This window comes from Streptomyces drozdowiczii, from assembly GCF_026167665.1.
Taxonomy (GTDB): Bacteria; Actinomycetota; Actinomycetes; order Streptomycetales; family Streptomycetaceae; genus Streptomyces; species Streptomyces drozdowiczii_A.
On sequence record NZ_CP098740.1, the window covers coordinates 3,703,205 to 3,727,093 of the forward strand.

Sequence of the window (23,889 nt, forward strand, 5' to 3'; positions counted from 1 at the left end):
GTGAGCAGTAGCGAGAAGGACGTCCGGCTCTCCGTCGGCGACACAGAGTTGACCGTGAACCCCGCCAACGGCTGCCGGATCAGCAGCCTGCGGATCGGCGGTAGCGAACTGCTGCGGCAGGGGGAGCGGTACGGCTGCTTCCCGATGGTGCCGTGGTGCGGGCGGACCGAGAACGGGCAGTTCCGCGACGGCGGTGTCCTCCATCAGCTGCCGCTGACTGCCCCACCGCACGCCATCCACGGCACCGGCCGCGACACGGCGTGGCACACCGCCCTGGCGACCGGGACCCAGGCGTCGTTCTATTACGACCTGACGGACCCCTGGCCGTACCCGGGCCGGGTGACCCAGACCTTCGAACTGGCCGAGGAGTCCCTCACGCTGGCCTTCGGCATCGAGACGTACGGGGACTCCTTCCCGGCCCAGGCGGGCTGGCACCCGTGGTTCCGCCGCCACCTCGACACCGGCGAGGAGGTCCGTATCGACTTCGACGCCGCCTGGCAGGAGGAGCGCGGCGAGAACCACCTGCCGACCGGGCGCCGGATCCCGCCCCTGCCCGGCCCGTGGGACGACTGCTTCGGGATGCCGGACGGTGTCGACGTCACGCTCACCTGGCCGGAACGCCTGGAGCTGACGGTGAAGAGCCGGTCCGAGTGGGTCGTGATCTACGACGAGCAGGACGAGGCGGTCTGCGTGGAGCCGCAGTCGGGCCCGCCGAACGGGCTGAACACCGACCCCCGCTATGTCACCCCGATCGAGCCGCTGGAGATCGCCACCACCTGGAGCTGGCGCCGGCTCTGAGCGCGGGGCCCCGGCCGGCGGGCGGGTCTCAGCCTCGGGCGGGCCGCCGCGGAAAACGCGCGCCTTATCCTCGTAGCCATGACTGACGTACGTGCTGAGCTGCTCCAGCAGATCAAGGACAAGGCCGTGGTTCACGGCAAGGTGACGCTCTCCTCCGGCCTGGAGGCCGACTGGTACATCGATCTGCGCCGCATCACGCTGGACGGCAAGGCCGCCCCGATGGTCGGTCAGGTCATGCTCGACGCGACGGCCGAGCTGGACTACGACTGCGTGGGCGGGCTGACGCTCGGCGCCGACCCGGTCGCCACGTCGATGCTCCACGCCTCCGCGGCCCGGGGCCAGGAGCTGGACGCCTTCGTCGTCCGCAAGGCGCAGAAGGCCCACGGGATGCAGCGCCGGATCGAGGGCGCGGACGTGAAGGGCCGTCGCTGCCTCGTCGTCGAGGACACCTCGACCACCGGCGGCTCGCCGCTGACCGCCGTCGAGGCCGTGCGCGAGGCCGGTGGCGAGGTCGTGGCCGTGGCCGTGATCGTGGAGCGCGGTGCCGCCCCGGCCATCGCCGAGGCGGGCCTTCCGTACGTCCACGTTTACACGGTCCCGGACCTCGACCTGGCGTGACCTGCGGGTTTCTTCGGAGGCGGTCGGTTTCACGTGAAACCGACCGCCTTTGTCGTATCCCTGCGAAGGGGCACCGCCGATCCTGGGGGACACCGCCGGGTGGAGCCGGAACCAGAGTCTGGGAAGATGGGGGCGACGATGACGTCGCCCCCAGGTCAGGGACCCAGCAACGCACACCCGCACATCCCAAGGAGCGGACAGATGCCCATCGCAACCCCCGAGGCATACGCCGAGATGCTCGACCGGGCGAAGGCAGGCAAGTTCGCCTACCCGGCCATCAATGTGACGTCGACCCAGACCCTGCACGCCGCCCTGCGCGGCTTCGCGGAGGCCGAGAGCGACGGCATCGTGCAGATCTCGACCGGCGGCGCGGAGTTCCTGGGCGGCCAGTACAACAAGGACATGGTCACGGGCGCCGTCGCCCTCGCCGAGTTCGCGCACATCGTCGCCGCCAAGTACGACGTCACCGTCGCGCTGCACACCGACCACTGCCCCAAGGACAAGCTGGACGGCTACGTCCGCCCGCTGCTCGACATCTCCGCCGAGCGCGTCGCCAAGGGTCTGAACCCGCTGTTCCAGTCGCACATGTGGGACGGCTCGGCCGAGACGCTGGCCGACAACCTGGCCATCGGCCAGGAGCTGCTGGCCAAGGCCGCCGCCGCCAAGATCATCCTTGAGGTCGAGATCACCCCGACCGGTGGCGAGGAGGACGGCGTCACCCACGAGATCAACGACGAGCTCTACACGACCGTGGACGACGCGCTGCGCACCGCCGAGGCGCTGGGTCTGGGCGAGAAGGGCCGTTACCTGCTGGCCGCCTCGTTCGGCAACGTGCACGGCGTCTACAAGCCGGGCAACGTCGTCCTGCGTCCGGAGCTCCTCAAGGACCTCCAGGAGGGCGTCGGCGCCAAGTACGGCAAGACGTCGCCGTTCGACTTCGTCTTCCACGGCGGCTCCGGCTCCACCGCCGAGGAGATCACCACCGCGCTGGAGAACGGCGTCGTGAAGATGAACCTCGACACCGACACCCAGTACGCCTTCACCCGCCCGATCGTGGACCACATGTTCCGCAACTACGACGGTGTGCTGAAGGTCGACGGCGAGGTCGGCAACAAGAAGGTCTACGACCCGCGCAGCTGGGGCAAGTCCGCCGAGGGCGGCATGGCCAAGCGCGTCACGGAGGCGTGCGCCAACCTGCGCTCCACCGGCACCAAGCTGAAGTAATCCGGTACGGATGTGTGGCGTGGGCCCGTCACCCCTCGGGGTGCCGGGCCCACGGCATGTCCGGATCCGTCACGCACGACCCGAGGGAACAGCTGTGAGCACGTCCTACGACTTCGACACCGTGATCGACCGCCGCGGAACCTGGTGCGTCCAGTGGGACGGGGTCGCGGACCGCTTCGGGGTGGACGGGCTGCTGCCGTTCACCATCTCCGACATGGACTTCGAGACCGCCCCCGAGGTGCTGGCCGCCCTGCGGACGCGGCTCGAACACGGGGTGCTCGGCTACACCGACTGGCGGCTGGGCGACTTCCGGTCGGCCGTCGCCCACTGGTACGCGACGCGCTACGACACCGAGATCGACACCGGGAGCCTGGTGTACGGGCCGTCCGTGCTCAGCCAGCTCTCGCAGCTGCTCCAGATGTGGACGGCCGAGGGTGACGGCGTGGTCCTGCACACGCCCACGTACGACGGTTTCCGCAAGGCGATCCACGGGCTCGGGCGGGAGCTGCGGGGCGTGCCGCTGGGGGACACGGAGGTGCTGGAGCGGGAGCTCGCGCGGCCGGACAGCAAGGTCCTCGTGGTCTGCTCCCCGCACAATCCGTCCGGCCGGGTGTGGACGGAGGCGGAGCTGGCCGAGATGGCCGAGCGCGCCGCGCGCCACGGCGTGGCCGTGATCAGCGACGAGATCCACGCGGACTTCGTGCACGACGGACGCCCGCACGTCCCGTGGACCCGGGTGGGCGGAGACGCGCGCTGGGCGGTCATCAGCTCGGCCTCGAAGTCGTTCAACTTCCCCGCGCTGACCGGTTCGTACGGCCTCATCGGGCGGCCGGAGGACCGGACCGAGTATCTGCGCCGGATGGAGACGGCGGAGGGCCTCGCCTCACCGGCGGTGCTCTCGCTGACCGCGCACATCGCCGCGTACCGGGAGGGCGGGCCGTGGCTGGACGCGGTGCGTGCGTACGTCGCGGAGAACCTGGCCCTGGTCGCAGAGCGGCTGAACACCGCGTTCCCGGCCCTGGAGTGGGAGCCACCGCAGGCCGGGTACCTGGCCTGGATCGATCTGCGGCGCGCGGGCGTCCGGGACGACGAGGCGTTGCAGCGCGTCCTGATCGAGCGGGAGCGCGTCGCGGTGATGCCGGGCAGCACGTACGGGGCCGAGGGCTTCGTGCGGCTGAACGTCGGGTGCGCGCGGAGCAAGGTCGAGGCGGGGCTCGACGCGCTGATCCGGGGCATCGAGGCGGTACGGGCCGCCGATTGAGGGCTCCCGGTGGCCCTTCGGCCGGGTGCCGACGATGCTGAGGCCATGGAGAAGAGCGAGGCGGACGGGCCCGCGATCAGGGTGGCCTCCGCAACCGGGCGCTGGGTCGTCCTGACGACGGTGCTCGGGTCGAGCATGGCCATGCTCGACTCCACGGTCATCAACGTCGCCCTGCCCCGCATCGGCGACGACCTGGGCACCGATCTGGCCGCGCTCCAGTGGACCGTCAACGCCTACATGCTGACCCTCGCCGGGCTCATCCTGCTCGGCGGGGCGCTCGGCGACCGCTACGGGCGGAGGCGGGTCTTCGTGGTCGGCGTCATCTGGTTCGCCGCCGCCTCGCTGGTCTGCGGCCTCGCGCCGAACGCCCCCGTCCTCATCGCCGCCCGCGCCCTCCAGGGGGTCGGCGGCGCACTGCTCACACCGGGCTCGCTGGCCCTGATCCAGGCGAGCTTCCATCCCGACGACCGGGCCCGCGCGGTCGGGCTGTGGTCCGGATTCGGCGGGGTCGGCGCCGCTGTCGGGCCGTTCCTGGGCGGCTGGCTCGTCGACGGACCGGGCTGGCGCTGGGTGTTCCTGCTCAACCTGCCGCTCGCCGCCGTCTGCGTGCCCGTCGCGCTGCGCCACGTACCTGAGTCCCGCGATCCGAATGCCCAGGGGCGCTTCGACGTCGCCGGGGCGGCCCTCGGCGCCCTCGCGCTCGCACTGGTGACGTACGCGCTGATCGGCGCGCCGGGGCAGGGCGCCTCCCCGGCCGTGATCGGGTCGGCGGCGGGCGGGGTGCTCCTCGGTGCCGCCTTCGTGCGGCTCGAACGGCGGCGGGCCCATCCGATGCTGCCGCCGTCGGTGTTCGCGTCCCGGCAGTTCACCGCCGTCAACGTCGTCACCCTGTGCGTGTACGCGGCGCTCGGCGGCTACTTCTTCCTCTCGGCGATCCAGCTCCAGGTCGTCGCCGGCTACTCGGCGCTGGGCGCCGGCACCGCGCTGCTGCCGACCACCCTCCTGATGCTGCTGTTCTCGGCCGCTTCGGGCGAGCTGGGCCAGCGCATCGGGCCGCGTATCCCGCTCACCGCAGGGCCGCTGATCGCCGCCGTCGGCATGCTGCTGATGCTGCGGGTGGGGGAGGGCTCGAACTCCGTCACCGGCTACCTGACCGACGTTCTGCCCGCCGTGGCCGTCCTGGGCGTCGGGCTCGTCACCGTCGTGGCGCCCCTCACCGCGACCGTCCTGGCCTCCGTGGACACGGGCAGGGCCGGGCTCGCGAGCGGCATCAACAACGCCGCCGCACGCGCCGCCGGACTGATCGCGGTCGCCGCGCTGCCGCTGCTCGCCGGGATGGGGCCGGAGGCGTACCGGGACGCCGGGGAGTTCGCCGCGACGTTCCGGCGGGCGATGCCGATGTGCGCCGGGCTGCTGGTGCTCGGCGCGCTGATCGCCTGGGCGACCGTACGCACACCCGCCCCCGTGGAGGACACCGCGCGGCCCGAGTGCGCGGTGCACTGCGGCGTCACGAGCCCGCCGCTGGAACCCGCACCGGAGGCCGCCCCGCCGGACACCACGGCCTGAGGGACGCGGCGGGTCCGTGGGCCGCACGGGCCGGGGCCGGATTCGGGCCCACCGGGTCCTCGGCGGAGCCCCGTGCCAGGCACACTGGGGGCATGTCGATCCACGAGAACCTGCTCGGGGGCCCGCCCCCGACCCACCTGCCCGACGACCCGGAGCCGCGCGAACTGCTCGCCGCCGGCACCGCGCCCGCCGACGTCGCGGCGAAGTACCCGACCTCCTCGCTGGCCTGGGCGCAGCTCGCCGACGAGGCGTTCGAGGGCGGCCGGGTCATCGAGTCGTACGCCTACGCCCGCACCGGCTACCACCGCGGCCTCGACGCGCTGCGCCGGGCCGGCTGGAAGGGCCACGGCCCCGTGCCGTTCGAGCACGAGCCGAACCGCGGCTTCCTCCGCGCCCTGCACGCCCTCGCCCGGGCCGCGCAGGCCATCGGCGAGCAGGAGGAGTACGAGCGCTGCTCGACGTTCCTGCGCGACTCCTCGCCGACCGCCGCCGAAACCCTCGGCTAGCCGACGCCGTACCGCAGGCCCCGCAGTTCCGCATCCGCGGCTGCGGGGCCTGCGCGCGTCCGGAGCAGGCGTTTAGTATGCGAACAGGGGACCGGGGCTCCACTTCCGAGGGGAAGGGGCGGACCGCTACCCGGAAGCTCGTGTCGAGGAGACAGCGATGTCGACGATTCACCCCGACCCCGAAGCCACCGGTGCGGCGACCCCGCACCTCGACTTCGCGGGCACGACTCCGTACGAGGACTATGTCCAGGCGGATGTCCTGACCCACCTCCAGCACCTCCGCTCGGACGATCCCGGCGAGATGGTCTTCCTGGTCACCACCCAGGTCATGGAGCTGTGGTTCACCGTCATCGTCCATGAGTGGGAGACCGCCGCGCACGCGATGCGCGAGGACCGCCTGGACGTCGCGCAGGACGCGCTGAAGCGGTCGCTGCGCGAACTGGAGGCCCTGAACGCCTCGTGGACGCCGCTCGCCCAGCTCACCCCCGCCCAGTTCAACTCCTACCGGTCCTCGCTCGGCGAGGGTTCCGGTTTCCAGTCGGCGATGTACCGGCGGATGGAGTTCCTGCTCGGCGACAAGTCCGCGTCCATGCTGGTGCCGCACCGGGGCGCGCCCCGCGTCCACGCGGAGCTGGAGAAGGCCCTCGCGGAGCCCGGCCTCTACGACGAGGCCCTCGCCCTGCTCGCCCGGCGCGGGCACGCGATCCCGGAATCCGTGCTGGGCCGTGACCTGACCCGGAAGTACGAGCCGTCGCCCGAGGTCGAGGCCGTCTGGGCGGAGATCTACGCCAACCCGGACCAGAACGACGAGCTGGTCCGCCTCGGCGAGGTGCTCACCGATGTGGGCGAGCTGGTGTGGCGATGGCGCAACGACCATCTCCTCGCGACCCGGCGGGCCATGGGCTCCAAGACCGGCACCGGCGGCTCGGCGGGCGTGGCCTGGCTGGAGAAGCGCGCCACGAAGAACGTGTTCCCCGAGCTCTGGACGGCCCGCAGCCATGTCTGACCTGCGGGAGCGCGCACAGGCGCTCGACACCGAGGACGCTCTCGCACCGCTGCGCGAGCTGTTCACCCTGGACGACACCGTCTACCTCGACGGCAACTCGCTCGGCGCGCTGCCGCGCCATGTGCCCGCCCGGGTGCAGGAGGTCATCACCCGCGAGTGGGGCGAGCTGCGCATCCGGTCCTGGGGCGAGAGCGGCTGGTGGACGGCGCCGGAACGGATCGGTGACCGCATCGCCCCGATCGTCGGTGCGGCGGCCGGCCAGATCGTCGTCGGGGACTCGACCAGCGTGAACGTCTTCAAGGCGCTCGTCGCCGCGACCCGGCTGGCGCCGGAGGGCCGCGACGAGATCCTGGTCGACGCGCGGACGTTCCCCACCGACGGCTACATCGCCGCTTCGGCGGCCCGGATGACCGGCCACCGGATCGTGCCGGTCGCCCCCGCAGACGTGCCGGACGCGCTCGGTCCGCGGACCGCCGCCGTCCTGCTCAACCACGTCGACTACCGCTCGGGCCGGCTGCACGACCTGCCGGGGCTGACCGCCGCGGCGCGGGCCGCGGGCGCGATCGCCGTCTGGGACCTGTGCCACAGCGCGGGCGCGCTCCCCGTCGGCCTGGACGAGCACGGCGTGGACCTGGCGGTCGGCTGCACGTACAAGTACCTCAACGGCGGCCCCGGTTCGCCCGCCTACCTGTACGTCGCCGAGCGCCACCAGGCGTCCTTCGACTCGCCCCTTCCGGGGTGGACGTCGCATGCGGACCCGTTCGCGATGACGCCCGGGTACAGCCCGGCGGACGGTGCGGTCCGGGGCCGGGTCGGCACGCCCGACATCCTGTCCATGCTGGCCCTGGAGGCGTCCCTCGACGTCTGGGACGGCGTCGGGATCGAGGCGGTCAGGGCCAAGTCCCTGGCCCTGACGGACTTCTTCCTGGAGTGCGTCGAGGCGTACGCCCCCGAGGGGCGGGTCACCTCGGTCACCCCGGCCGCCCACGCGGAACGGGGCAGCCAGGTCGCGCTGCGGTGCGACGACGCCGAGCCCGTGATGGCCGAACTGATCGCGCGCGGTGTCGTCGGGGACCTGCGCCGGCCCGATGTGCTGCGGTTCGGTTTCACACCGCTGTACGTGGGGTTCGCGGACGCGGAACGCGCGGCGCGGGTGCTCGCGGAGGTTCTGGGCGCTCCGGCGGCGTAGGCTGCCGCATCCGTCCGGTGACCGGCTCGCCCCGGTCACCGGACGGCGCCGTGCGGGGGCTCGCGCGGGGCGGGGCCGACGCGGTGCGCGGGGCGCCGATTCCCGGTGGGCGGGGCGCTCCGCCGTACTGGTACCGTCCCCGCAGGTCAGGCCAGTTGGGCCGGACGACAGGGAGGGTGGGAGCAGGATGTCGGATTCCGCCGCGCGCGAGCGGGACGCCGCCGAGACCGAGTCGGCCTTCTCGCATCCGGCCGTCGCCCCCGACGCGTCCGCCGCCTACGGCAGCCATCCCGACCAGGTCATCGACTTCTACGCCCCGCGCGGGGGCCGCACCGGCGCGCCGGTCGTGGTGGTGCTGCACGGCGGCGCGTGGCGGGCTCCGTACGACCGGGCCCATGTGTCGCCGTTCGCGGACTTCCTGGCGCGGCGCGGGTTCGCCGTGGCCAGTGTCGAGTACCGGCGCGGCAGCGAGCTTCCGCAGCAGCGCGGGACCGGTCCGGTGGCGGGGCGCTGGCCGGAGACCTTCGACGATGTCGCCGCCGCGATGGACGCGCTGCCGGAGCTGCTGGCGCGGGAGCTGCCCGCGGCGGACGTCCGCCGGATCGTCGTCACCGGGCACTCGGCGGGCGGGCAGCTGGCCCTGTGGGCCGCCGCCCGGCACGTCCTGCCGGAGGGGTCGCCGTGGCGGCTCCCGAGGCCGCCCGCGCTGCGGGGCGTGGTGGCGCTGGCGCCGATCGCGGACTTCGGCTCGGCGGTCGCGCTCGACGTGTGCTCGGGGGCGATCGGGCAGCTCCTGGGGGCGGCGGAGGACTTCGCCGAGCGGAGCGCGTACGCCGACCCGTCCCGGCTGCTGCCCACGGGCATCGCGACCGTGGTCGTCCAGGGCACGACGGACCTCACGGTCCCGGCGGCCGTCTCCGAGGCGTTCGTGGACGCGGCGGCGAAGGAGGGCGAGACGGTGGGGCTGACCCTGCTGCCGGACGTCGGCCACTTCCCCCTGATCGACCCGGCCGCCGACGCGTGCGCGGTGGTCGCGGAGGAGATCGCCCAGCTCGCCTGGTAGCCGCGTGGCGGCGGGCGCGTAGTACTTGCGACGGACGGCCGGGAATCCGCAACACTGCTGACGACCCGGCCCGCCGCCCCGCCTACCGTTGAGGCGTGACCGAGACCAAGACCAGAAGCCCCGAGCTACGGCTCGCCGCGCGTGCGGTGGACGACCTCTGGGAAGACCTCTTCGACGACGCCTTCGCCTACCGGCCGATGTCACCGATGCGCACGGACGGGCCGCTGACCGGGCGGCTGCCGCGACGGCTCGCGGCGCGGGCCGCGTGGACCCCGCACGCGGTGGTGCTGGGCGTCGCGCTGATCACCTTCATGGCGGGGTTCGCCGTCAGCGGCAACGCCGGGGTCCTGCTGTCCGGGCTGCTGCCCGCCGTCTGTGTGGCGACGACGCTGATCAGGCCGGTCGGGGCGTTCTGGATGTCGATGGTCCTGATGCCGGTGAGCGTGGTGGTGGGCGGCTACGAACCGTGGTCGCCGAGCGTCTTCGTCTCCCACCTGGTGGTGCTGTTCGTCGTCGCGGCCAGGACCCGGCCGCGCACCGCCGCCTGGATGTGGGTGCTCACACTGCTGCTGGGCCTGGTCGTGGAGGGCGTCGTCACCGGCGGGGCCGGCGGGCCGAACACCGCGGGCATGGCGGTGGTCTCGGCGTTCGCGCTGCTCGTGGTGAGCCTGGTCCAGGTCCGGCGGGAGGCGCAGCACGAGGTCACCGTGCAGCGCACCGTCACCGCCGTCGAGCGCGACCGGCGCACGCTGCTGGAGGAGCGCACCACGATCGCCCGCGAACTGCACGACGTGGTCGCCCACCACATGTCCGTCGTCGCCATCCAGGCCGAGGCCGCCCCGTACCGGGTGGAGAACCCGCCACCCGAGCTGGAGCAGGCGTTCGTCACGATCCGCGAGAACGCCGTGGCCGCGCTCACCGAACTGCGCCGGGTGCTCGGCGTCGTCCGGGCCGACGACTACGAGGCACCGGACGCGCCGCAGCCCACCCTCGCCGACCTCGACCGGCTGCTCGCCAACGTCGGGGACGCGGGCCTGGTGACGGAGAAGGCGGTGACCGGCGCGGTCCGCGAACTCCCCCAGGGCGTCGAGCTGTCGGCGTACCGGATCATCCAGGAGGCGCTCAGCAACAGCCTGCGGCACGCCCCGGGCGCCACGGCCAGGGTCGAGATCGGCTACGTCCTCGGCGGGCTCGGCCTGCGCGTGGTCAACGGGCCGCCGACCGCTCCGGTGAAGCCGTCGCCGGGGGCCGGGCACGGGATCACCGGCATGCGGGAACGGGTCGCGATGCTGAACGGCGAGATGACCGCCGAGGCCACCGAGGAGGGCGGTTACGAGGTCACGGCCTTCATCCCGGCCCAGCAGACGGCGCCCGGTGCGCCCGGCGCCTTCAAGGAGCAGGCATGACCACGCAGCCCGCCGCCCCGCCGATCCGGGTCCTGATCGTGGACGACCAGATGATGGTCCGCGAGGGCTTCTCGGTCCTGCTCAACGCCATGCCGGGCATCGAGGTCGTCGGCGAGGCGGTGAACGGCCGTGAGGCCGTCTCCCAGGTCGCCGCGCTCCGCCCCGACGTGGTGCTGATGGACATCCGCATGCCGGAGCTCAACGGCATCGAGGCGACCCGCGAGATCGTCACCGCGGACGAGGACGCGAAGGTCCTGGTGCTCACCACCTTCGATCTCGACGAATACGTCTACCAGGCCCTGCGGGCAGGAGCCTCCGGCTTCCTGCTCAAGGACGCCTCGGCCCGCCAGCTCGCCGACGGCGTACGTGTGGTCGCCGCCGGCGAGGCGCTGCTGGCCCCCACCGTGACCCGGCGCCTGATCACCGAGTTCTCCAGACTCGCCTCCGCTCCCCGCCCTCCGGCCCTGGCCCGGGTCGGCGAGCTCACCGAGCGCGAGACGGAGGTGCTCGTCCTCATCGCCCAGGGCCTGTCGAACGCGGAGATCGCCGGACACCTCGTCGTCGCCGAGTCGACCATCAAGACCCACGTCAGCCGCATCCTGGTGAAGCTCGGCCTCCGCGACCGCACCCAGGCCGCCGTCTTCGCCTATGAGGCCCGCCTGGTCACCCCTTCCTGAGCACCGTGGTCTAGCGTCGGCCCATGGACCAGCCCACCACCTCTCCCGCCCCGTTCGACCCCTGGTCGGCGGCGTTCGTCGCCGACCCGTACCCCGCCTACGCCGAGCTGCGGGCCACCGGCCGGGCGCACTACTTCGAGACCACCGACCAATGGCTCGTCCCGCACTACGCCGACGTGTCGGCCCTGCTGCGGGACCGGCGGCTGGGCCGCACCTACCTCCACCGGTTCACGCACGAGGAGTTCGGCCGGACGCCCCCGCCTCCGGAGCACGAGCCGTTCGAGACGCTCAACGGGCAGGGGCTGCTGGACCTCGAACCGCCGGACCACACCCGCATCCGGCGCCTGGTGTCCAAGGCGTTCACCCCGCGCACCGTCGAACAGCTCGTCCCCACCGTCCAGCGACTGGCCGCCGGACTCGTGGACGACTTCGTCGAGCAGGGCGGAGGCGACCTGCTGGCGGCCGTCGCCGAGCCGCTGCCCGTGGCCGTGATCGCCGAGATGCTCGGCATCCCGGAGTCCGACCGGGCCCCGCTGCGGCCGTGGTCCGCGGCGATCTGCGGGATGTTCGAGCTCAACCCGTCCGAGGACACCGCCCGCGCAGCCGTCCGCGCCTCCCTCGAGTTCTCCGCGTATCTGCGCGAGCTGATCGCCGAGCGGCGCGCACACCCGGGCACCGATCTCATTTCCGCCCTCGTCGCCGCCCACGACGAGGGCGAGCGGCTGACCGAGCAGGAGATGGTCTCCACCTGCGTCCTCCTCCTGAATGCCGGGCACGAGGCGACCGTCAACACCACGGTCAACGGCTGGTGGACGCTGCTGCGCCACCCCGAGCAGCTGGCCGCCCTCCGCGCCGACCACGGGCTTCTGCCCACGGCGCTGGAAGAACTGATGCGGTACGACACCCCCCTCCAGATGTTCGAGCGCTGGGTCCTGGACGACATCGAGATCGACGGCACGGTCATTCCGCGGGGCTCCGAGGTGGCCCTGCTCTTCGGCTCGGCCAACCGCGATCCCGCCCGATTCGAGGCCCCGGACACCTTGGACCTCGCCCGGCGGGAGAACCCGCACATCACCTTCGGCGCCGGTATCCACTTCTGCCTGGGCGCCCCGCTCGCCCGGGTCGAGCTGGCCGCCTCCTTCGGCGAGCTGCTGCGCAAGGCACCCGGCCTGCGACTGGCCTCGGAGCCCGAGTGGAACCCGGGCTATGTCATCAGGGGCCTCAAGGAGCTGCGGGTCGAGGTGTGAGGCCGTGGGCGGGCGGTCCTTGCGTGCGCGCCCGCCCCGCCTCACGTCACCAGGTCCCGGCGGCGCAACGCCGCCGAGGCCGCGGCCACCAGCGCCGCCGACAGCGCGGTGAGGAGCAGCACCGGCCCCCACTCCATCCCCGCTCCCGGCAGCTTCGGCAGATGCGTGAACGGCGAGGCGTCCATCACCGGCTGCGGCAGGTCCAGAGCGGGCCCGATCCAGCCGAGCGCCAGGCAGAGCCCCACCACGCCCCAGCTCGCCGGAGCCGCCTTCGGTATCGCCCCGTGGAGCAGGGCCGTGATCCCGCCGAGCAGCCAGACGGCGGGCAGTTGCACCAGACAGGCGCCGAGCACGGCCGGGAGCGCGTGGCCGTATCCCGCGGCCAGGCCGAGACCGCCGACCACCATGATCAGGGCCGCCCCGCCGAAGGCGATGAGCAGATGGCCCCCCGCCCAGCGGAGCCGGCCGACCCCGCCCGCGAGCACCGGCTCCGCGCGTCCGGCGGTCTCCTCACCGTGCAGCCGGAGCACCGACGCGGCGATGTACAGAGCGGCGACCGTGCCGAGCACGGAGACCATCGAGGCGAGGAACGCATCGGTGAGGCCGGACTGCCCACCCATCCGCTCGAAGATGTCCCGCGCCTTCTCGTTGTCCCCGACCAGGTCCGCCGCCCCGTCGGCCAGTCCGCCGAAGACGAAGCCGACCACGGCGAAGGACGCCGTCCACCCCAGGAGCGCACCGCGTTGCAGCCGTATCGCGAGATCCCAGGCGGTGGACATCCGTCCCCGCGCCGGCCCGGGACGCGCCGCCAGGAAGCTCATGCCGACGTCCCGTCGCCCGGTCAGCGCGTACGCCACGAGGCATTGCACCGCCACCGCGCCGCCGATCAGGAGGAGCACCCACCAGCGCTCGTCCGCGTACGGCCGGACGTTCTCCGCCCAGCCGAGCGGGGAGAGCCAGGTGAGGAGGGAGGAGCCGTCGTCCGTCGCCGAGTCGCCCGCCGCCTTCAGGACGAACGCGGCACCCACCACCGCCGCCGTGACCCCCTTCGCGAGGCGCCCGCTCTCGGTGAACTGGGCGGCGATCGCAGCGGTGCAGGCGAACAGCAACCCGACCCCGGCGACGGCCGTCGCGAGCGCCACCGCTCCCGCGCCCCCCGCACCCGAGCCGGCCATTCCGGCCGCGATCACCAGTGCCAGCCCGGCGTTGGCGATCAGCGCCGTGAGCAGTGCGGCGGTGAGCGGAGCGCGGCGCCCCACCATTGCCGAGGAGAGCATCTCCTGGCGACCCGTCTCCTCTTCCTCCCGGGTGTGGCGCACGACGACGACCAGGCTCATCACCGCCGCCAGCGCCGCGCCGAAGGCGAGCATGCGCCAGCTGACGAGCCCTCCGACGGAGTCGCCGAACACGGGCCCGTACATCACCCGCACGGAGCTGTTGCCGTTCATCGACGCGGCGAGCTCGGCTCGTTGGGCCGGGGATTCGTAGAGCGAGGAGATGGACGTACCGACGGAGGAGAAGGAGCCGCCGAGAACGAGCACCCAGACGGGGACGACGATGCGGTCGCGCCGCAGGGCGAGCCTGAGCAGGGCCCAGGTACCGGTGAGCTGCCCGGTGGAGGCCCGGCGCCGCACACCCGCCTTCGTCGCGAGAGGTACGGCGGTCATCGCGCCACCACCCCCGACGACTGCCCGGCGTCCGCCGTGTAGTGGCGGAGGAACAGCTCCTCCAGGGTGGGCGGGGTGCACGTCAGTGAGCGGACACCGGACGTGGAGAGGGACTTGAGGACGGCGTCCAGCTGGTCCGTGTCCACCTGGAGCGAGACCCGCCGCCCTTCGACATCGAGGTCATGGACACCGGGGAGCCGTGTCAGGCCGTCCGGATCGCGTATCAGCTCGGCGCTGATGTGCGTCCGTGTCAGATGGCGCATGTCCGCCAGCGATCCGGTCTCCACCGTCCGGCCCTGGCGGATGATGCTGACCCGGTCGCAGAGCGACTCGACCTCGCTCAGGATGTGGCTGGAGAGCAGCACCGTCCGGCCGCGCTCACGCTCCTCGGCCACGCAGCTCTGGAACACCTCCTCCATCAACGGGTCGAGCCCGCTGGTCGGTTCGTCCAGGATCAGCAGATCGACCTCCGACGCGAAGGCCGCGACCAGGGCCACCTTCTGCCGGTTCCCCTTGGAGTACGTCCGCCCCTTCTTCGTCGGGTCGAGCTCGAAGCGGTCCACGAGCTCCGCCCGCCGGGCCCCGTCGAGACCGCCGCGCAGCCGCCCGTACAGGTCGATCACCTCGCCGCCGGAGAGGTTGCGCCACAGCGTGACGTCCCCGGGCACGTACGCCACGCGCCGGTGCAGCTCGACCGCGTCGCGCCAGGGGTCGCCGCCGAGCAGCTGGGCCGCACCGGAGTCGGCTCTGAGCAGCCCCAGCAGGACCCGGATGGTGGTGGACTTCCCCGATCCGTTCGGCCCGAGGAAGCCGTGGACCTCACCGGTCTCGACGGCCAGGTCGAGCCCGTCCAGCGCTTGCGTCCGGCCGAACGACTTGCACAGTCCGGCCACGGTGATTGCCTTCGTCATGATTTTGAACGTAGGCTACTTTCACAAAATTGTGAAGTTAAAGAACCGTATAAACTCGAAGGAGTGACATGCATTGGCGCACGGAGGAAGAGGAGTGGGATGAGCGGCGAATCCGCGGAGGAGAGCGCGGCCGAGGGCGCGGTCCGGGGCCCCGGGGACCGGGACGCCGAGGCCGTCGCCCGGTTTGTCGAGCGGTTCGCGTCCGAGATGACCGAGGCGGGCATGCAGCGCATGGCCTCGCGCGTCTTCGCGGCCCTGCTCGCGGACGACGACGCCTCGATGACCTCGGCGGAGCTGGCCCTGGCCCTGCAGATCAGTCCCGCCGCCGTATCCGGCGCGATCAACTACCTCACGCAGGTCAGCATGGTCGGCCGCGAACGCGAACCGGGCTCGCGCCGCGACCGGTACCGCCTGCACAACGAGATCTGGTACACCACCTTCGCCAGCCGCGACCAGGTCCTCACCCGCTGGGAGCGCACCCTCAAGGAAGGCGCGCGCACGCTCGGCGAGCACACCCCGGCCGGCGCCCGGATCGCCGAGACGGCGGCGTTCTTCGAGTTCCTGCAGTCGGAGCTGGAGGGGCTGATGGGTCGCTGGGAGGAGCACCGCAAGACCCTCGACCTGCCGGCAGGCAGCCCCGGCGCGGGCACCTGACCGCCCGCGCCCGCTATCCCGCCGGGAGCATCAGCCCCCAGGCCCCGGCCCGGACCGTCCACGTCCGGGTCCGCACCGGCCCCGCGACCTGTATGTCCGCCCGGTAGCGGAAGTCCGCCCCCGAGACCGTGACCGCCTTGGCCTCCGTGGTGACCGGGGCGGTGTCCGGCGCGTCGATCGTCACGGCGGCCAAGCCGTCGTCGCCGCAGCCCGACGTCACCGTCACGGAGGCGACCGGGCGGTCGAGGTCGTTCAGCACGACGCCGTCGGCCTCCACGCGCAGCCGGTGCGTCGGCGGCACGGCGGGCGGTTCCGGAGGTGCGGGGCGCACCAGGGTGCGGACCAGGGAGCGGCAGGCGTCCCAGACGGAGGACACGCCCGGGCGGTCCGCGCCCGTGCCGGGGGCGCCGTTCAGCGCGGGGATGCGCAGCGCGCCCAGGACCACGCCGTCGCTGTCGTCCACGAGCAGGTCGAGCCGCCGTACCGCCCCGTCCAGCGCCGTCCGCGCCGCCGCCACGGCACTGTTCGGCACGCCGAGCGAGTGGGCGAGTTCCAGCGCACCCGACGCGCCGACGGGGACGAGCGACAGCGCGCTCATGGCGGGCTCCCGCTCCCGGTGCAGCAGCGACACGGCGCGCCGCAGCGCCCGGTCGTCGCCGATCACCACCGGCCGCCGGCCGCCGCGGCGGGACAGGGCCCGGGCGAACTCGCCGGGGCTGTCCGGGAGGCAGATCTTGGCGTGCGAGCCCGCGCTCAGCACGTCCTTCGCGATGCGGACGGACTCGCCGTCCGTCCGGCGGGCGACCGGATCGATCACCACCAGCAGGTGGGGCGCACCGTTACCGGGGGGCTGGGCAGCCGACACCTCGGTCCTTCCTCGGGTAGCATCTTGGTGCAAGAGCCCCTTGCGCTATTGCGCCAGGGGTTTCGTCTATTCCGGGGCACCCGGTTCGACGGTTCGGACTGTGCCGTACAACGACGTACGGCATGTACGGCGTTTTCGTACGCCCCCTGACCTTGGACATGCCCCGCCCGGAAGGGGTGTACGCCTGTGCCCGCACTTGTGCTGCTCGGTGCTCAGTGGGGTGACGAGGGCAAGGGAAAGGCCACCGACCTCCTCGGTGGATCCGTGGACTATGTGGTGCGCTACCAGGGCGGCAACAACGCCGGCCACACGGTGGTCGTCGGTGACCAGAAGTACGCACTGCATCTCCTCCCCTCCGGCATCCTGTCACCCGGATGTACTCCGGTGATCGGTAATGGTGTCGTCGTCGACCCGGCGGTCCTGCTCTCCGAGCTGAGTGGGCTGAACGACCGCGGCGTGGACACGTCGAAGCTGCTGATCAGCGGCAACGCTCATTTGATCACCCCGTACAACGTCACCGTCGACAAGGTGACGGAACGGTTCCTCGGGAAGCGCAAGATCGGCACCACCGGGCGCGGCATCGGCCCGACGTACGCCGACAAGATCAACCGGGTCGGCATCCGCGTCCAGGACCTCTACGACGAGTCGATCCTGGAGCAGAAGGTCGAGGCGGCCCTGGAGCAGAAGAACCAGCTTCTGGCCAAGGTCTTCAACCGGCGCGCCATCGAGGCCGGCAAGGTCGTCGAGGACATGCTCCAGTACGCGGAGCAGCTCAAGCCCTACGTGGCCGACACGACGCTCGTCCTGAACAACGCCATCGACGCGGGCAAGGTCGTCCTGTTCGAGGGCGGCCAGGGCACGCTGCTCGACGTCGACCACGGCACGTACCCCTTCGTGACCTCCTCGAACCCGACCGCGGGCGGCGCCTGCACCGGTGCCGGCGTCGGGCCGACCAAGATCAGCCGGGTCATCGGCATCCTCAAGGCGTACACGACCCGTGTCGGCGCCGGCCCGTTCCCGACGGAGCTGCACGACGAGGACGGCGAGGCGCTGCGGCGGATCGGCGGCGAGCGCGGTGTCACCACCGGCCGTGACCGCCGGTGCGGCTGGTTCGACGCGGTCATCGCGCGGTACGCGACCCGGGTCAACGGCCTCACCGACTTCTTCCTCACCAAGCTGGACGTGCTGACCGGCTGGGAGCAGATCCCGGTATGCGTCGCGTACGAGATCGACGGCAAGCGCGTCGAGGAGCTCCCGTACAGCCAGACCGACTTCCACCACGCGAAGCCGGTGTACGAGATGCTTCCGGGCTGGTCCGAGGACATCACCAAGGCGAAGACGTTCGCCGACCTGCCGAAGAACGCGCAGGCGTACGTGAAGGCGCTGGAGGAGATGTCCGGCGCCCCGATCTCCGCGATCGGCGTCGGCCCCGGCCGCACCGAGACCATCGAGATCAACTCGTTCCTGTAGTCGTACAGGCGCACAGGAGGGCCGGGGCGGCGGTTGAGCCCCGGCCCTCCGGCATGTTCGCGCCCGACGGGGCCGCCTGGTCTAGACCTTGACAGGTTCAGACCAGCGACGGTTGGGTGCAGGGATGCCCGCACGGCCCGCCCGCCGAGGTGTGCGGCGCACCATGCCCGTCCTGTCGAAGGAGTGAGCAGCGCTGAACCGCATCAAGAGCATCCTGACCGTACTGAGCGCGGTCGTCGCCACGGCAGCCTTCCTGCCCGGCGCCGCCACCGCCGCACCGGCCGCCGCGGACTCCGCGTCGTGCGCGCCCCTGTGGGACTCCTCGACCGCCTACAAGGCCGGCGGCACGGTCTCGCACCACGGCCGCAACTGGACGGCGAAGTGGTGGACGCAGAACGAGAATCCGGGCGCCACCACGGTCTGGGCGGACGCGGGCGCCTGTACGGGAGGGGTTTCCGACTTCGTCATCAGCGAGGCGGAGTTCGACGAGATCTTCCCCGAGCGCGATGCCTTCTACACCTACCAGGGCCTGATCGACGCGCTGCACGCGTATCCCCGCTTCGCCAACACCGGGACCGAGGAGACCAGGAGCCGGGAGGCCGCGGCGTTCCTGACGCACGCCGACTTCGAGTCGGTCGGCCTGCGGTACGTGAAGGAGATCAACGAGGCCAACTACTGGATCAAGTGCGACTACAGCCAGCCGTTCGGCTGCCCGGCCGGTCAGTCCGCCTACTACGGGCGCGGGCCGATCATGTTCAGCTGGAACTTCAACTACAAGGCCGCCGGGGACGCGCTCGGCCTCGATCTGCTCAACGACCCGTGGCTGGTGGAGCGTGATCCGTCCGTCGCCTGGCAGACCGCGCTCTGGTACTGGAACACCCAGAACGGCCCCGGCACCATGACCTCCCACGACGCCATGGTCGGCGGGGCCGGCTTCGGCGAGACCATCCGCTCGCTCAACGGATCGCTGGAGTGCAACGGCGGAAACCCCGGCTCGGTGCGGGCTCGGGCTGCCAAGTATGAGCACATCACGGAGGTCATCGGCGTCGACCCGGGTTCGCACCTCACCTGCTGACGCCGTCTCAAACCCCCGGAGCCCGAGTGATCTTCGCGTCGCGGGCGGCCCCGGGGGTCTCGCGGCGGAAGAGGTTCCGGTTTTTGGTCTAGACCTTGACAGGTCCAGACCAACCGCGCTTGAGTGGCGACAACCCCCCACGGCGGTGCGCCGCGACGATCGGTGCGCCGCGACGAAGGAGTGTGCAGATGTTCCGTCGCATCATGGGCCTGCTCGCCGCGCTGGGCGCGGTCGTCGCAGGGCTCGTCGTACTCCCCGCCACCACCGCGTCGGCCGCCGACTGCGCGGCCGCCTGGAACGCCTCGTCCGTGTACACGGGCGGCGGCACCGCCTCGTACAACGGGCACAACTGGACCGCCAAGTGGTGGACGCAGAACGAGAAGCCGGGCAGCTCGGACGTCTGGGCCGACAAGGGCGCCTGCGGAAGCGGAGGCGGCACGGACCCGGGCGACCCGGGCTCGTCCTCCGGTTTCGTGGTCAGTGAGGCGCAGTTCAACCAGATGTTCCCCGGCCGCAGTTCCTTCTACACGTACAGCGGGCTGGTCGCCGCGCTGAACGCCTACCCGGGCTTCGCCAACACCGGAAGTGACACCGTCAAGAAGCAGGAGGCCGCGGCCTTCCTCGCCAACGTCAGCCACGAGACCGGCGGACTGGTGTACATCGTCGAGCAGAACACCGCCAACTACCCGCACTACTGCGACAGCAGCCAGCCCTACGGCTGCCCGGCGGGCCAGGCCGCGTACTACGGGCGCGGTCCGATCCAGCTCAGCTGGAACTTCAACTACAAGGCCGCGGGCGACGCGCTCGGCATCGACCTGCTGGGCAACCCCTACCTGGTCGAGCAGGACGCGGCCGTGGCCTGGAAGACCGGCCTCTGGTACTGGAACACCCAGAGCGGCCCGGGCACCATGACCGCCCACAACGCCATGGTGAACGGCGCCGGCTTCGGCGAGACGATCCGCTCCATCAACGGCTCGATCGAGTGCAACGGCGGCAACCCCGCCCAGGTCCAGAGCCGCATCGACAAGTACCAGGCGTTCGTGCAGATCCTCGGCACCACGCCCGGTTCCAACTTGAGCTGCTGACCAGGGCTTTCGACCCAAAACTTCACTCGTGTGGGGGACGCTTCCGGCCTCGTGGCCGGAGGCGTCCCCCGCCTCGTTGTCAGTGGTCGCCTCTAACGTCGCAAGCGTCGGGACCGCAGGTGGTCGGCGCACGAGGAGAGGGCAGCACGATGGAGTTCCGGATCGAACGAGGCGAGCTGGCGGACGCCGTCTCCTGGGCCGCCCGCGTCCTGCCCACCAGGTCGCCCGTACCTGTCCTGGGCGGGCTGCTGCTGGAGGCGGCGGACGACAGGCTGAGCATCTCCGGTCTGGATTACGAGGCGTCCGCCCGCATTGAGATCGCGGCGCGGACCGAGCGGCCCGGGAAGGTCCTGGTCATGGGCCGCCGCCTGCTGGACGTGTGCAAGGTGCTGCCCGAAGGACCGGTGGAGTGCGCGGTCGAGGGTTCACGGTTCACGGTGACGGGCGGCGGCGCCGGATTCGGGCTCTCCGTCCTGCCGTTGGACGACTATCCCGCGCTGCCGCCGCTGCCGGAGATACTCGGTGAGGTGGACGGGCAGGAGTTCGCGGCAGCCGTCGCCGATGTGTCGGTGGCCGCCGGCCGGGACGACACCCTCCCCACACTCACCGGCATCCGCCTGGCGCTCGACGGCGAGCGGATGACCCTGGCGGCCACCGACCGCTACCGCTTCGCCGTCCGTACGCTCGACTGGCGGCCCACGGCCCAAGGCGTCACGGCCGACGTCGTCGTCTCGGCCCGCCGGCTCAGCGAGATCGCCCGCTCGGTCGGCAGCCGCCCCGGTACGGTCCGCCTCGCCCTGGACGGCGGTTCGGCGGGCTTCGAACGGGAGGGCATGCGCACCACGGTCCGTTTGCTCGACGGCCGACTCCCGCGCCACGACAAGCTGTTCGTGCTCAGCGGGCCGGTCAAGGCGGTGACCGAACGCGAACCGCTGGTCGAGGCGGTGAAGCGGGTCGCGGTCGTGGCGGACGGCGACAGCCCGCTCCAGTTCGCGTTCACCGCGGACTCCGTCCTGCTCCAGGCCGGGTACGAGGACGACGTGGCCTCACAGCGCCTGCCCGCCGGACTCCTGGGCGCCGACGAGATCACCGTGGGGTTCAACCCCTCCTACTTGATGGACGCGCTCGCCACGTTCGACACCCCGGTGGTCCGGTTCCAGCTGATGGGCCAGGGCCAGCGCGCCATGATCACCGGGCACCAGGACCACGAGGCGGCGGCGGCAGCGGCGGACGGGGCGGGGGACACGGTCCACCAGCACCTGCTCATGTCGCTACGGCCGCTGGTCCAGTGAAACCGTCGGCGGGGCGGGACAGGGGGCGGCGGCCGTACGGATGCGGTGGCGGCCCCGCCCGGCCCGGCGGATCAGCCGGTCTTCGTGTATGTCAGTTTCTCGCCGCTCGACGTGTTCTCACGGCTCAGACTGCCGTCCGGGAGCAGGGTGAGCGTGGTCGGAGCCCCCGGAGTGCAGGAAGCCGCCGGTTCGCCCTCCGTCACGGTGGAGGGGCCGATGCTGACGGACTCGCCGTCGGCGGCCTCGGCGCTCAGGGTCGCCTCGAAGACGCAGCGGTAGGTGCCCCCGGTGGCGAGAGGGCCCTCGGCGGTCAGGGTGAGGACCGTGTCTCCCACCTCGCCCTGACGGATGACGAGTTCACGGGTGGAGTGTCCGGTGGCGTTGTCGATGCTGCCCGACCAGGAGCCCAGGTAGCCGTCGGGGACGGCGCCCTCCTCGCCGTTGTCCCCGTCGTCGGGCGAGGGGTCCGGGGAGACGTCGGGGGTGGGGGAGTCGTCGATGGCCTGCGACGGGGAGGGCCCGGCCGAGCGGGTGGGCTTGGCCGTGGGCGTCCCGCCCTTGTCGTTCATGAGGGCGTAGACGGACCCGCCCGCGCCGATGGCGACCAGTACGGCGACGAGGATCAGCGCGATGGTCGAGCCGCTGCTCCGGCGGGCCGGTTCGGGAGCGGGGGCCGGATGCTGGGTGCCGGTGGGGTAGCCGGGGCCGTACGGGGGAGTGGCACCCGGGCCGGGCTGCTGCGGGTAGCCGTACGGGTAGCCGTGGTCCGGGCTCGGCTGCTGGGGATAGCCGTACGCCTGGCCGGGGTTGGGCTGCTGCGGGTGGCCGTAGCCCTGAACCTGCTGCGGCTGGGCGGCCTGGTGCGGGTAGCCGTAGCCGGGAGGCGGGGTGGCCGGGGGCGGCCCGCTCGGCGGCGTGGCGGCGGCACCGGCCGCGCCGGCGGCCGCGTTGGGGAGCGCGTGGACGGGCCCGGGCCCGGGCTGCCCGGGAGTCGGGAGCGGGGCGGTCGGACCGGTGGGGGCGTTGATGACCTCGGTCGCCGGCTCGGCGGGAGGCTCGGTGCGCGAGTCGGACGGGGCGTCGGAGGGGGCGTCGGACGGGACGCCGGGGGCAGCGTCGGACGGGGTGTCGCTCACCGCCCCGGCGGGGGCGCCCGGCTTGGTGAGCGGGACCGCGCCCTGCGGCTTCCCGACGCCTGGGGCGGGGGAGGCGATCGGGGCTTGAGCCGGATCCGGATCCGGATCCGGCACCGCGTCCGTCGGCGCGGCGTCACGGGGCCCCGCATCGGTGGGAGCCCCGCCACCCGGCACCACCCCGCCACCCGGCGCCACCGCGCCGGCCGGCACCGCGTCCTCGGGATCCTCCGAGTCGAGCAGTTCCACCGCGTGGCGGCCGAGTTGGGCGAGGAGCGCGCCCGGCAGCCAGGGCTCCGCGCCGGTGTCGCCGTCGGCCAGGAGCGCCAGGATGTCGTCGGTGGACGGCCGGGCCTGCGGGTCCTTGTGGAGGCAGCCGCGGATCAGGTCGTCGAGCCCCGGAGTGACCCCGGTCAGGTCCGGGTCCTCCTGGGCGATGCGGAACAGCAGCGCGTGCATCTCGTTGGCCGCGGCGCCGAAGGGAAGCCGGCCGGTCAGGGCGTACGTCAGCACCGATCCCAGGCAGAACACATCGCTCGCCGCGCTCACCCGCTCGCCCCGCACCTGCTCCGGAGACATGAAACCGGGCGTGCCGACCAGGGCGCCGGTGCGGGTGAGGCCGCCGTCGGTGATGGTGTCCAGGGCTCTGGCTATCCCGAAGTCGATGACGCGTGGGCCGTCGATCGTGAGCAGGATGTTGGAGGGCTTCAGGTCCCGGTGGATCAGGCCGGCCGTGTGGATGGCCTTCAGGGCGTGCGCCAGGCCGGAGCCGAGAATGCGGACGGACCGCTCCGGCAGGGGCCCGTAGGCGCCGGGGGCCGGGCCGGACACGGTGCCCGGTCTGCCCGAGACGGTGGCGTGGAGGGAGGGGCCGGCCACATATCCGGTGGCGACCCACGGGACGTCGGCCTCGGTGTCGGCGTCCAGGACGGGCGCGGTCCAAGTGGACCCCACCCGGCGGGCGGCCCGCACCTCCTGGCGGAACCGGTCGCGGAATTCCTGCTGCGCGGCCAGCTCCTCGCGTACCAGCTTGAGCGCGACCGTGCGGCCGCGGTCGGACCGGGCCAGATACACCTGGCCCATCCCGCCCGCGCCGAGGCGCCCCAGCAGGCGGTAGGCACCGATGCGCTGGGGATCGGTGGACCCGAGCTTCTCCATGGTGTGCGGCCTCCCCCG

Annotated in this window: 21 protein-coding genes; 17 read left to right on the top strand and 4 right to left on the bottom strand. The window is 72.4% G+C overall.

What is annotated here, in order from left to right; translation table 11 throughout:
- The 12 genes from NEH16_RS16855 to NEH16_RS16910 all read left to right on the top strand — a co-directional run bounded on the left by NEH16_RS16855 (position 1) and on the right by NEH16_RS16910 (position 12,561).
- The gene (locus tag NEH16_RS16855) at positions 1-798 is read left to right on the top strand and encodes an aldose 1-epimerase (protein WP_265543330.1); all 798 of its coding nucleotides are present in this window, start codon (positions 1-3) and stop codon (positions 796-798) included.
- A 78-nt stretch (positions 799-876) separates the two neighbouring features.
- The gene (gene pyrE / locus NEH16_RS16860) at positions 877-1,416 is read left to right on the top strand and encodes an orotate phosphoribosyltransferase (protein ID WP_018102092.1); all 540 of its coding nucleotides are present in this window, start codon (positions 877-879) and stop codon (positions 1,414-1,416) included.
- 201 nt (positions 1,417-1,617) lie between these two features.
- Positions 1,618-2,640 carry a class II fructose-bisphosphate aldolase gene (gene fbaA / locus NEH16_RS16865; protein ID WP_073966477.1) on the top strand — a complete coding sequence of 341 codons (1,023 nt, stop codon included), beginning with the start codon at positions 1,618-1,620 and terminating at the stop codon, positions 2,638-2,640.
- A 94-nt stretch (positions 2,641-2,734) separates the two neighbouring features.
- Positions 2,735-3,901, top strand: a complete 1,167-nt coding sequence (locus tag NEH16_RS16870) for a MalY/PatB family protein (RefSeq protein WP_265543332.1) — start codon at positions 2,735-2,737, stop codon at positions 3,899-3,901.
- A gap of 45 nt (positions 3,902-3,946) precedes the next feature.
- Complete coding sequence (locus NEH16_RS16875) at positions 3,947-5,467, top strand: MFS transporter (RefSeq protein WP_265543334.1); 1,521 nt, start codon at positions 3,947-3,949, stop codon at positions 5,465-5,467.
- A gap of 92 nt (positions 5,468-5,559) precedes the next feature.
- Positions 5,560-5,973, top strand: coding sequence for a DUF3151 domain-containing protein (locus NEH16_RS16880; RefSeq protein ID WP_073966474.1), 414 nt, complete (start codon positions 5,560-5,562; stop codon positions 5,971-5,973).
- Positions 5,974-6,130: 157 nt separating this feature from the next.
- Positions 6,131-6,979, top strand: a complete 849-nt coding sequence (locus tag NEH16_RS16885; RefSeq protein WP_073863994.1) for a tryptophan 2,3-dioxygenase family protein — start codon at positions 6,131-6,133, stop codon at positions 6,977-6,979.
- Positions 6,972-8,168, top strand: coding sequence for a kynureninase (gene kynU / locus NEH16_RS16890; protein ID WP_265543337.1), 1,197 nt, complete (start codon positions 6,972-6,974; stop codon positions 8,166-8,168). The genes NEH16_RS16885 and kynU overlap by 8 nt, the downstream gene beginning before the upstream one ends.
- A 187-nt stretch (positions 8,169-8,355) precedes the next feature.
- Positions 8,356-9,231, top strand: a complete 876-nt coding sequence (locus NEH16_RS16895; protein ID WP_265543338.1) for an alpha/beta hydrolase family protein — start codon at positions 8,356-8,358, stop codon at positions 9,229-9,231.
- A gap of 95 nt (positions 9,232-9,326) precedes the next feature.
- Positions 9,327-10,637, top strand: a complete 1,311-nt coding sequence (locus tag NEH16_RS16900) for a sensor histidine kinase (protein WP_265543340.1) — start codon at positions 9,327-9,329, stop codon at positions 10,635-10,637.
- Positions 10,634-11,314 carry a response regulator gene (locus NEH16_RS16905; protein ID WP_073966470.1) on the top strand — a complete coding sequence of 227 codons (681 nt, stop codon included), beginning with the start codon at positions 10,634-10,636 and terminating at the stop codon, positions 11,312-11,314. Before NEH16_RS16900 ends, NEH16_RS16905 begins: the two co-directional genes overlap by 4 nt.
- Positions 11,315-11,337: 23 nt before the next feature.
- Positions 11,338-12,561, top strand: a complete 1,224-nt coding sequence (locus tag NEH16_RS16910; protein ID WP_265543342.1) for a cytochrome P450 — start codon at positions 11,338-11,340, stop codon at positions 12,559-12,561.
- A gap of 41 nt (positions 12,562-12,602) precedes the next feature.
- Here the strand turns inward: NEH16_RS16910 and NEH16_RS16915 are convergent, their stop codons facing one another.
- Complete coding sequence (locus tag NEH16_RS16915; protein ID WP_265543343.1) at positions 12,603-14,228, bottom strand: ABC transporter permease; 1,626 nt, start codon at positions 14,226-14,228, stop codon at positions 12,603-12,605.
- A complete protein-coding gene (locus NEH16_RS16920) occupies positions 14,225-15,139 on the bottom strand; it encodes an ABC transporter ATP-binding protein (RefSeq protein WP_265543344.1) in 915 nt (304 codons plus the stop codon). Before NEH16_RS16920 ends, NEH16_RS16915 begins: the two co-directional genes overlap by 4 nt.
- 99 nt (positions 15,140-15,238) lie before the next feature.
- On the opposite strand from NEH16_RS16920, the gene NEH16_RS16925 reads away from it, so the two are divergent.
- Positions 15,239-15,793, top strand: a complete 555-nt coding sequence (locus NEH16_RS16925; RefSeq protein ID WP_265543345.1) for a GbsR/MarR family transcriptional regulator — start codon at positions 15,239-15,241, stop codon at positions 15,791-15,793.
- 13 nt (positions 15,794-15,806) lie between these two features.
- Here NEH16_RS16925 and NEH16_RS16930 read toward each other — a convergent pair whose 3' ends face one another.
- Positions 15,807-16,658 carry a diacylglycerol kinase gene (locus tag NEH16_RS16930; protein ID WP_073966465.1) on the bottom strand — a complete coding sequence of 284 codons (852 nt, stop codon included), beginning with the start codon at positions 16,656-16,658 and terminating at the stop codon, positions 15,807-15,809.
- Positions 16,659-16,844: 186 nt separating this feature from the next.
- On the opposite strand from NEH16_RS16930, the gene NEH16_RS16935 reads away from it, so the two are divergent.
- The 4 genes from NEH16_RS16935 (at position 16,845) to dnaN (ending at position 21,580) form a co-directional block, all read left to right on the top strand.
- Positions 16,845-18,128, top strand: a complete 1,284-nt coding sequence (locus tag NEH16_RS16935) for an adenylosuccinate synthase (RefSeq protein WP_073966464.1) — start codon at positions 16,845-16,847, stop codon at positions 18,126-18,128.
- A gap of 193 nt (positions 18,129-18,321) precedes the next feature.
- Complete coding sequence (locus NEH16_RS16940; RefSeq protein WP_374215648.1) at positions 18,322-19,203, top strand: glycoside hydrolase family 19 protein; 882 nt, start codon at positions 18,322-18,324, stop codon at positions 19,201-19,203.
- A 188-nt stretch (positions 19,204-19,391) separates the two neighbouring features.
- Complete coding sequence (locus NEH16_RS16945) at positions 19,392-20,288, top strand: glycoside hydrolase family 19 protein (protein WP_073966462.1); 897 nt, start codon at positions 19,392-19,394, stop codon at positions 20,286-20,288.
- Positions 20,289-20,437: 149 nt separating this feature from the next.
- Positions 20,438-21,580, top strand: a complete 1,143-nt coding sequence (gene dnaN, locus NEH16_RS16950; RefSeq protein ID WP_265543347.1) for a DNA polymerase III subunit beta — start codon at positions 20,438-20,440, stop codon at positions 21,578-21,580.
- 71 nt (positions 21,581-21,651) lie between these two features.
- Here dnaN and NEH16_RS16955 read toward each other — a convergent pair whose 3' ends face one another.
- A complete protein-coding gene (locus tag NEH16_RS16955) occupies positions 21,652-23,871 on the bottom strand; it encodes a serine/threonine-protein kinase (RefSeq protein WP_265543349.1) in 2,220 nt (739 codons plus the stop codon).
- Positions 23,872-23,889 lie beyond the last annotated feature (18 nt).

Bases quoted from the DNA above. Each gene is read 5' to 3' on its own strand.
- pyrE (WP_018102092.1), top strand. From the start codon at position 877: ATGACTGACGTACGTGCTGAGCTGCTCCAGCAGATCAAGGACAAGGCC.
- fbaA (WP_073966477.1), top strand. From the start codon at position 1,618: ATGCCCATCGCAACCCCCGAGGCATACGCCGAGATGCTCGACCGGGCG.
- NEH16_RS16875 (WP_265543334.1), top strand. From the start codon at position 3,947: ATGGAGAAGAGCGAGGCGGACGGGCCCGCGATCAGGGTGGCCTCCGCA.
- NEH16_RS16880 (WP_073966474.1), top strand. From the start codon at position 5,560: ATGTCGATCCACGAGAACCTGCTCGGGGGCCCGCCCCCGACCCACCTG.
- NEH16_RS16885 (WP_073863994.1), top strand. From the start codon at position 6,131: ATGTCGACGATTCACCCCGACCCCGAAGCCACCGGTGCGGCGACCCCG.
- kynU (WP_265543337.1), top strand. From the start codon at position 6,972: ATGTCTGACCTGCGGGAGCGCGCACAGGCGCTCGACACCGAGGACGCT.
- NEH16_RS16895 (WP_265543338.1), top strand. From the start codon at position 8,356: ATGTCGGATTCCGCCGCGCGCGAGCGGGACGCCGCCGAGACCGAGTCG.
- NEH16_RS16905 (WP_073966470.1), top strand. From the start codon at position 10,634: ATGACCACGCAGCCCGCCGCCCCGCCGATCCGGGTCCTGATCGTGGAC.
- NEH16_RS16910 (WP_265543342.1), top strand. From the start codon at position 11,338: ATGGACCAGCCCACCACCTCTCCCGCCCCGTTCGACCCCTGGTCGGCG.
- NEH16_RS16915 (WP_265543343.1), bottom strand. From the start codon at position 14,228: ATGACCGCCGTACCTCTCGCGACGAAGGCGGGTGTGCGGCGCCGGGCC.
- NEH16_RS16920 (WP_265543344.1), bottom strand. From the start codon at position 15,139: ATGACGAAGGCAATCACCGTGGCCGGACTGTGCAAGTCGTTCGGCCGG.
- NEH16_RS16925 (WP_265543345.1), top strand. From the start codon at position 15,239: ATGAGCGGCGAATCCGCGGAGGAGAGCGCGGCCGAGGGCGCGGTCCGG.
- NEH16_RS16945 (WP_073966462.1), top strand. From the start codon at position 19,392: ATGTTCCGTCGCATCATGGGCCTGCTCGCCGCGCTGGGCGCGGTCGTC.
- dnaN (WP_265543347.1), top strand. From the start codon at position 20,438: ATGGAGTTCCGGATCGAACGAGGCGAGCTGGCGGACGCCGTCTCCTGG.
- NEH16_RS16955 (WP_265543349.1), bottom strand. From the start codon at position 23,871: ATGGAGAAGCTCGGGTCCACCGATCCCCAGCGCATCGGTGCCTACCGC.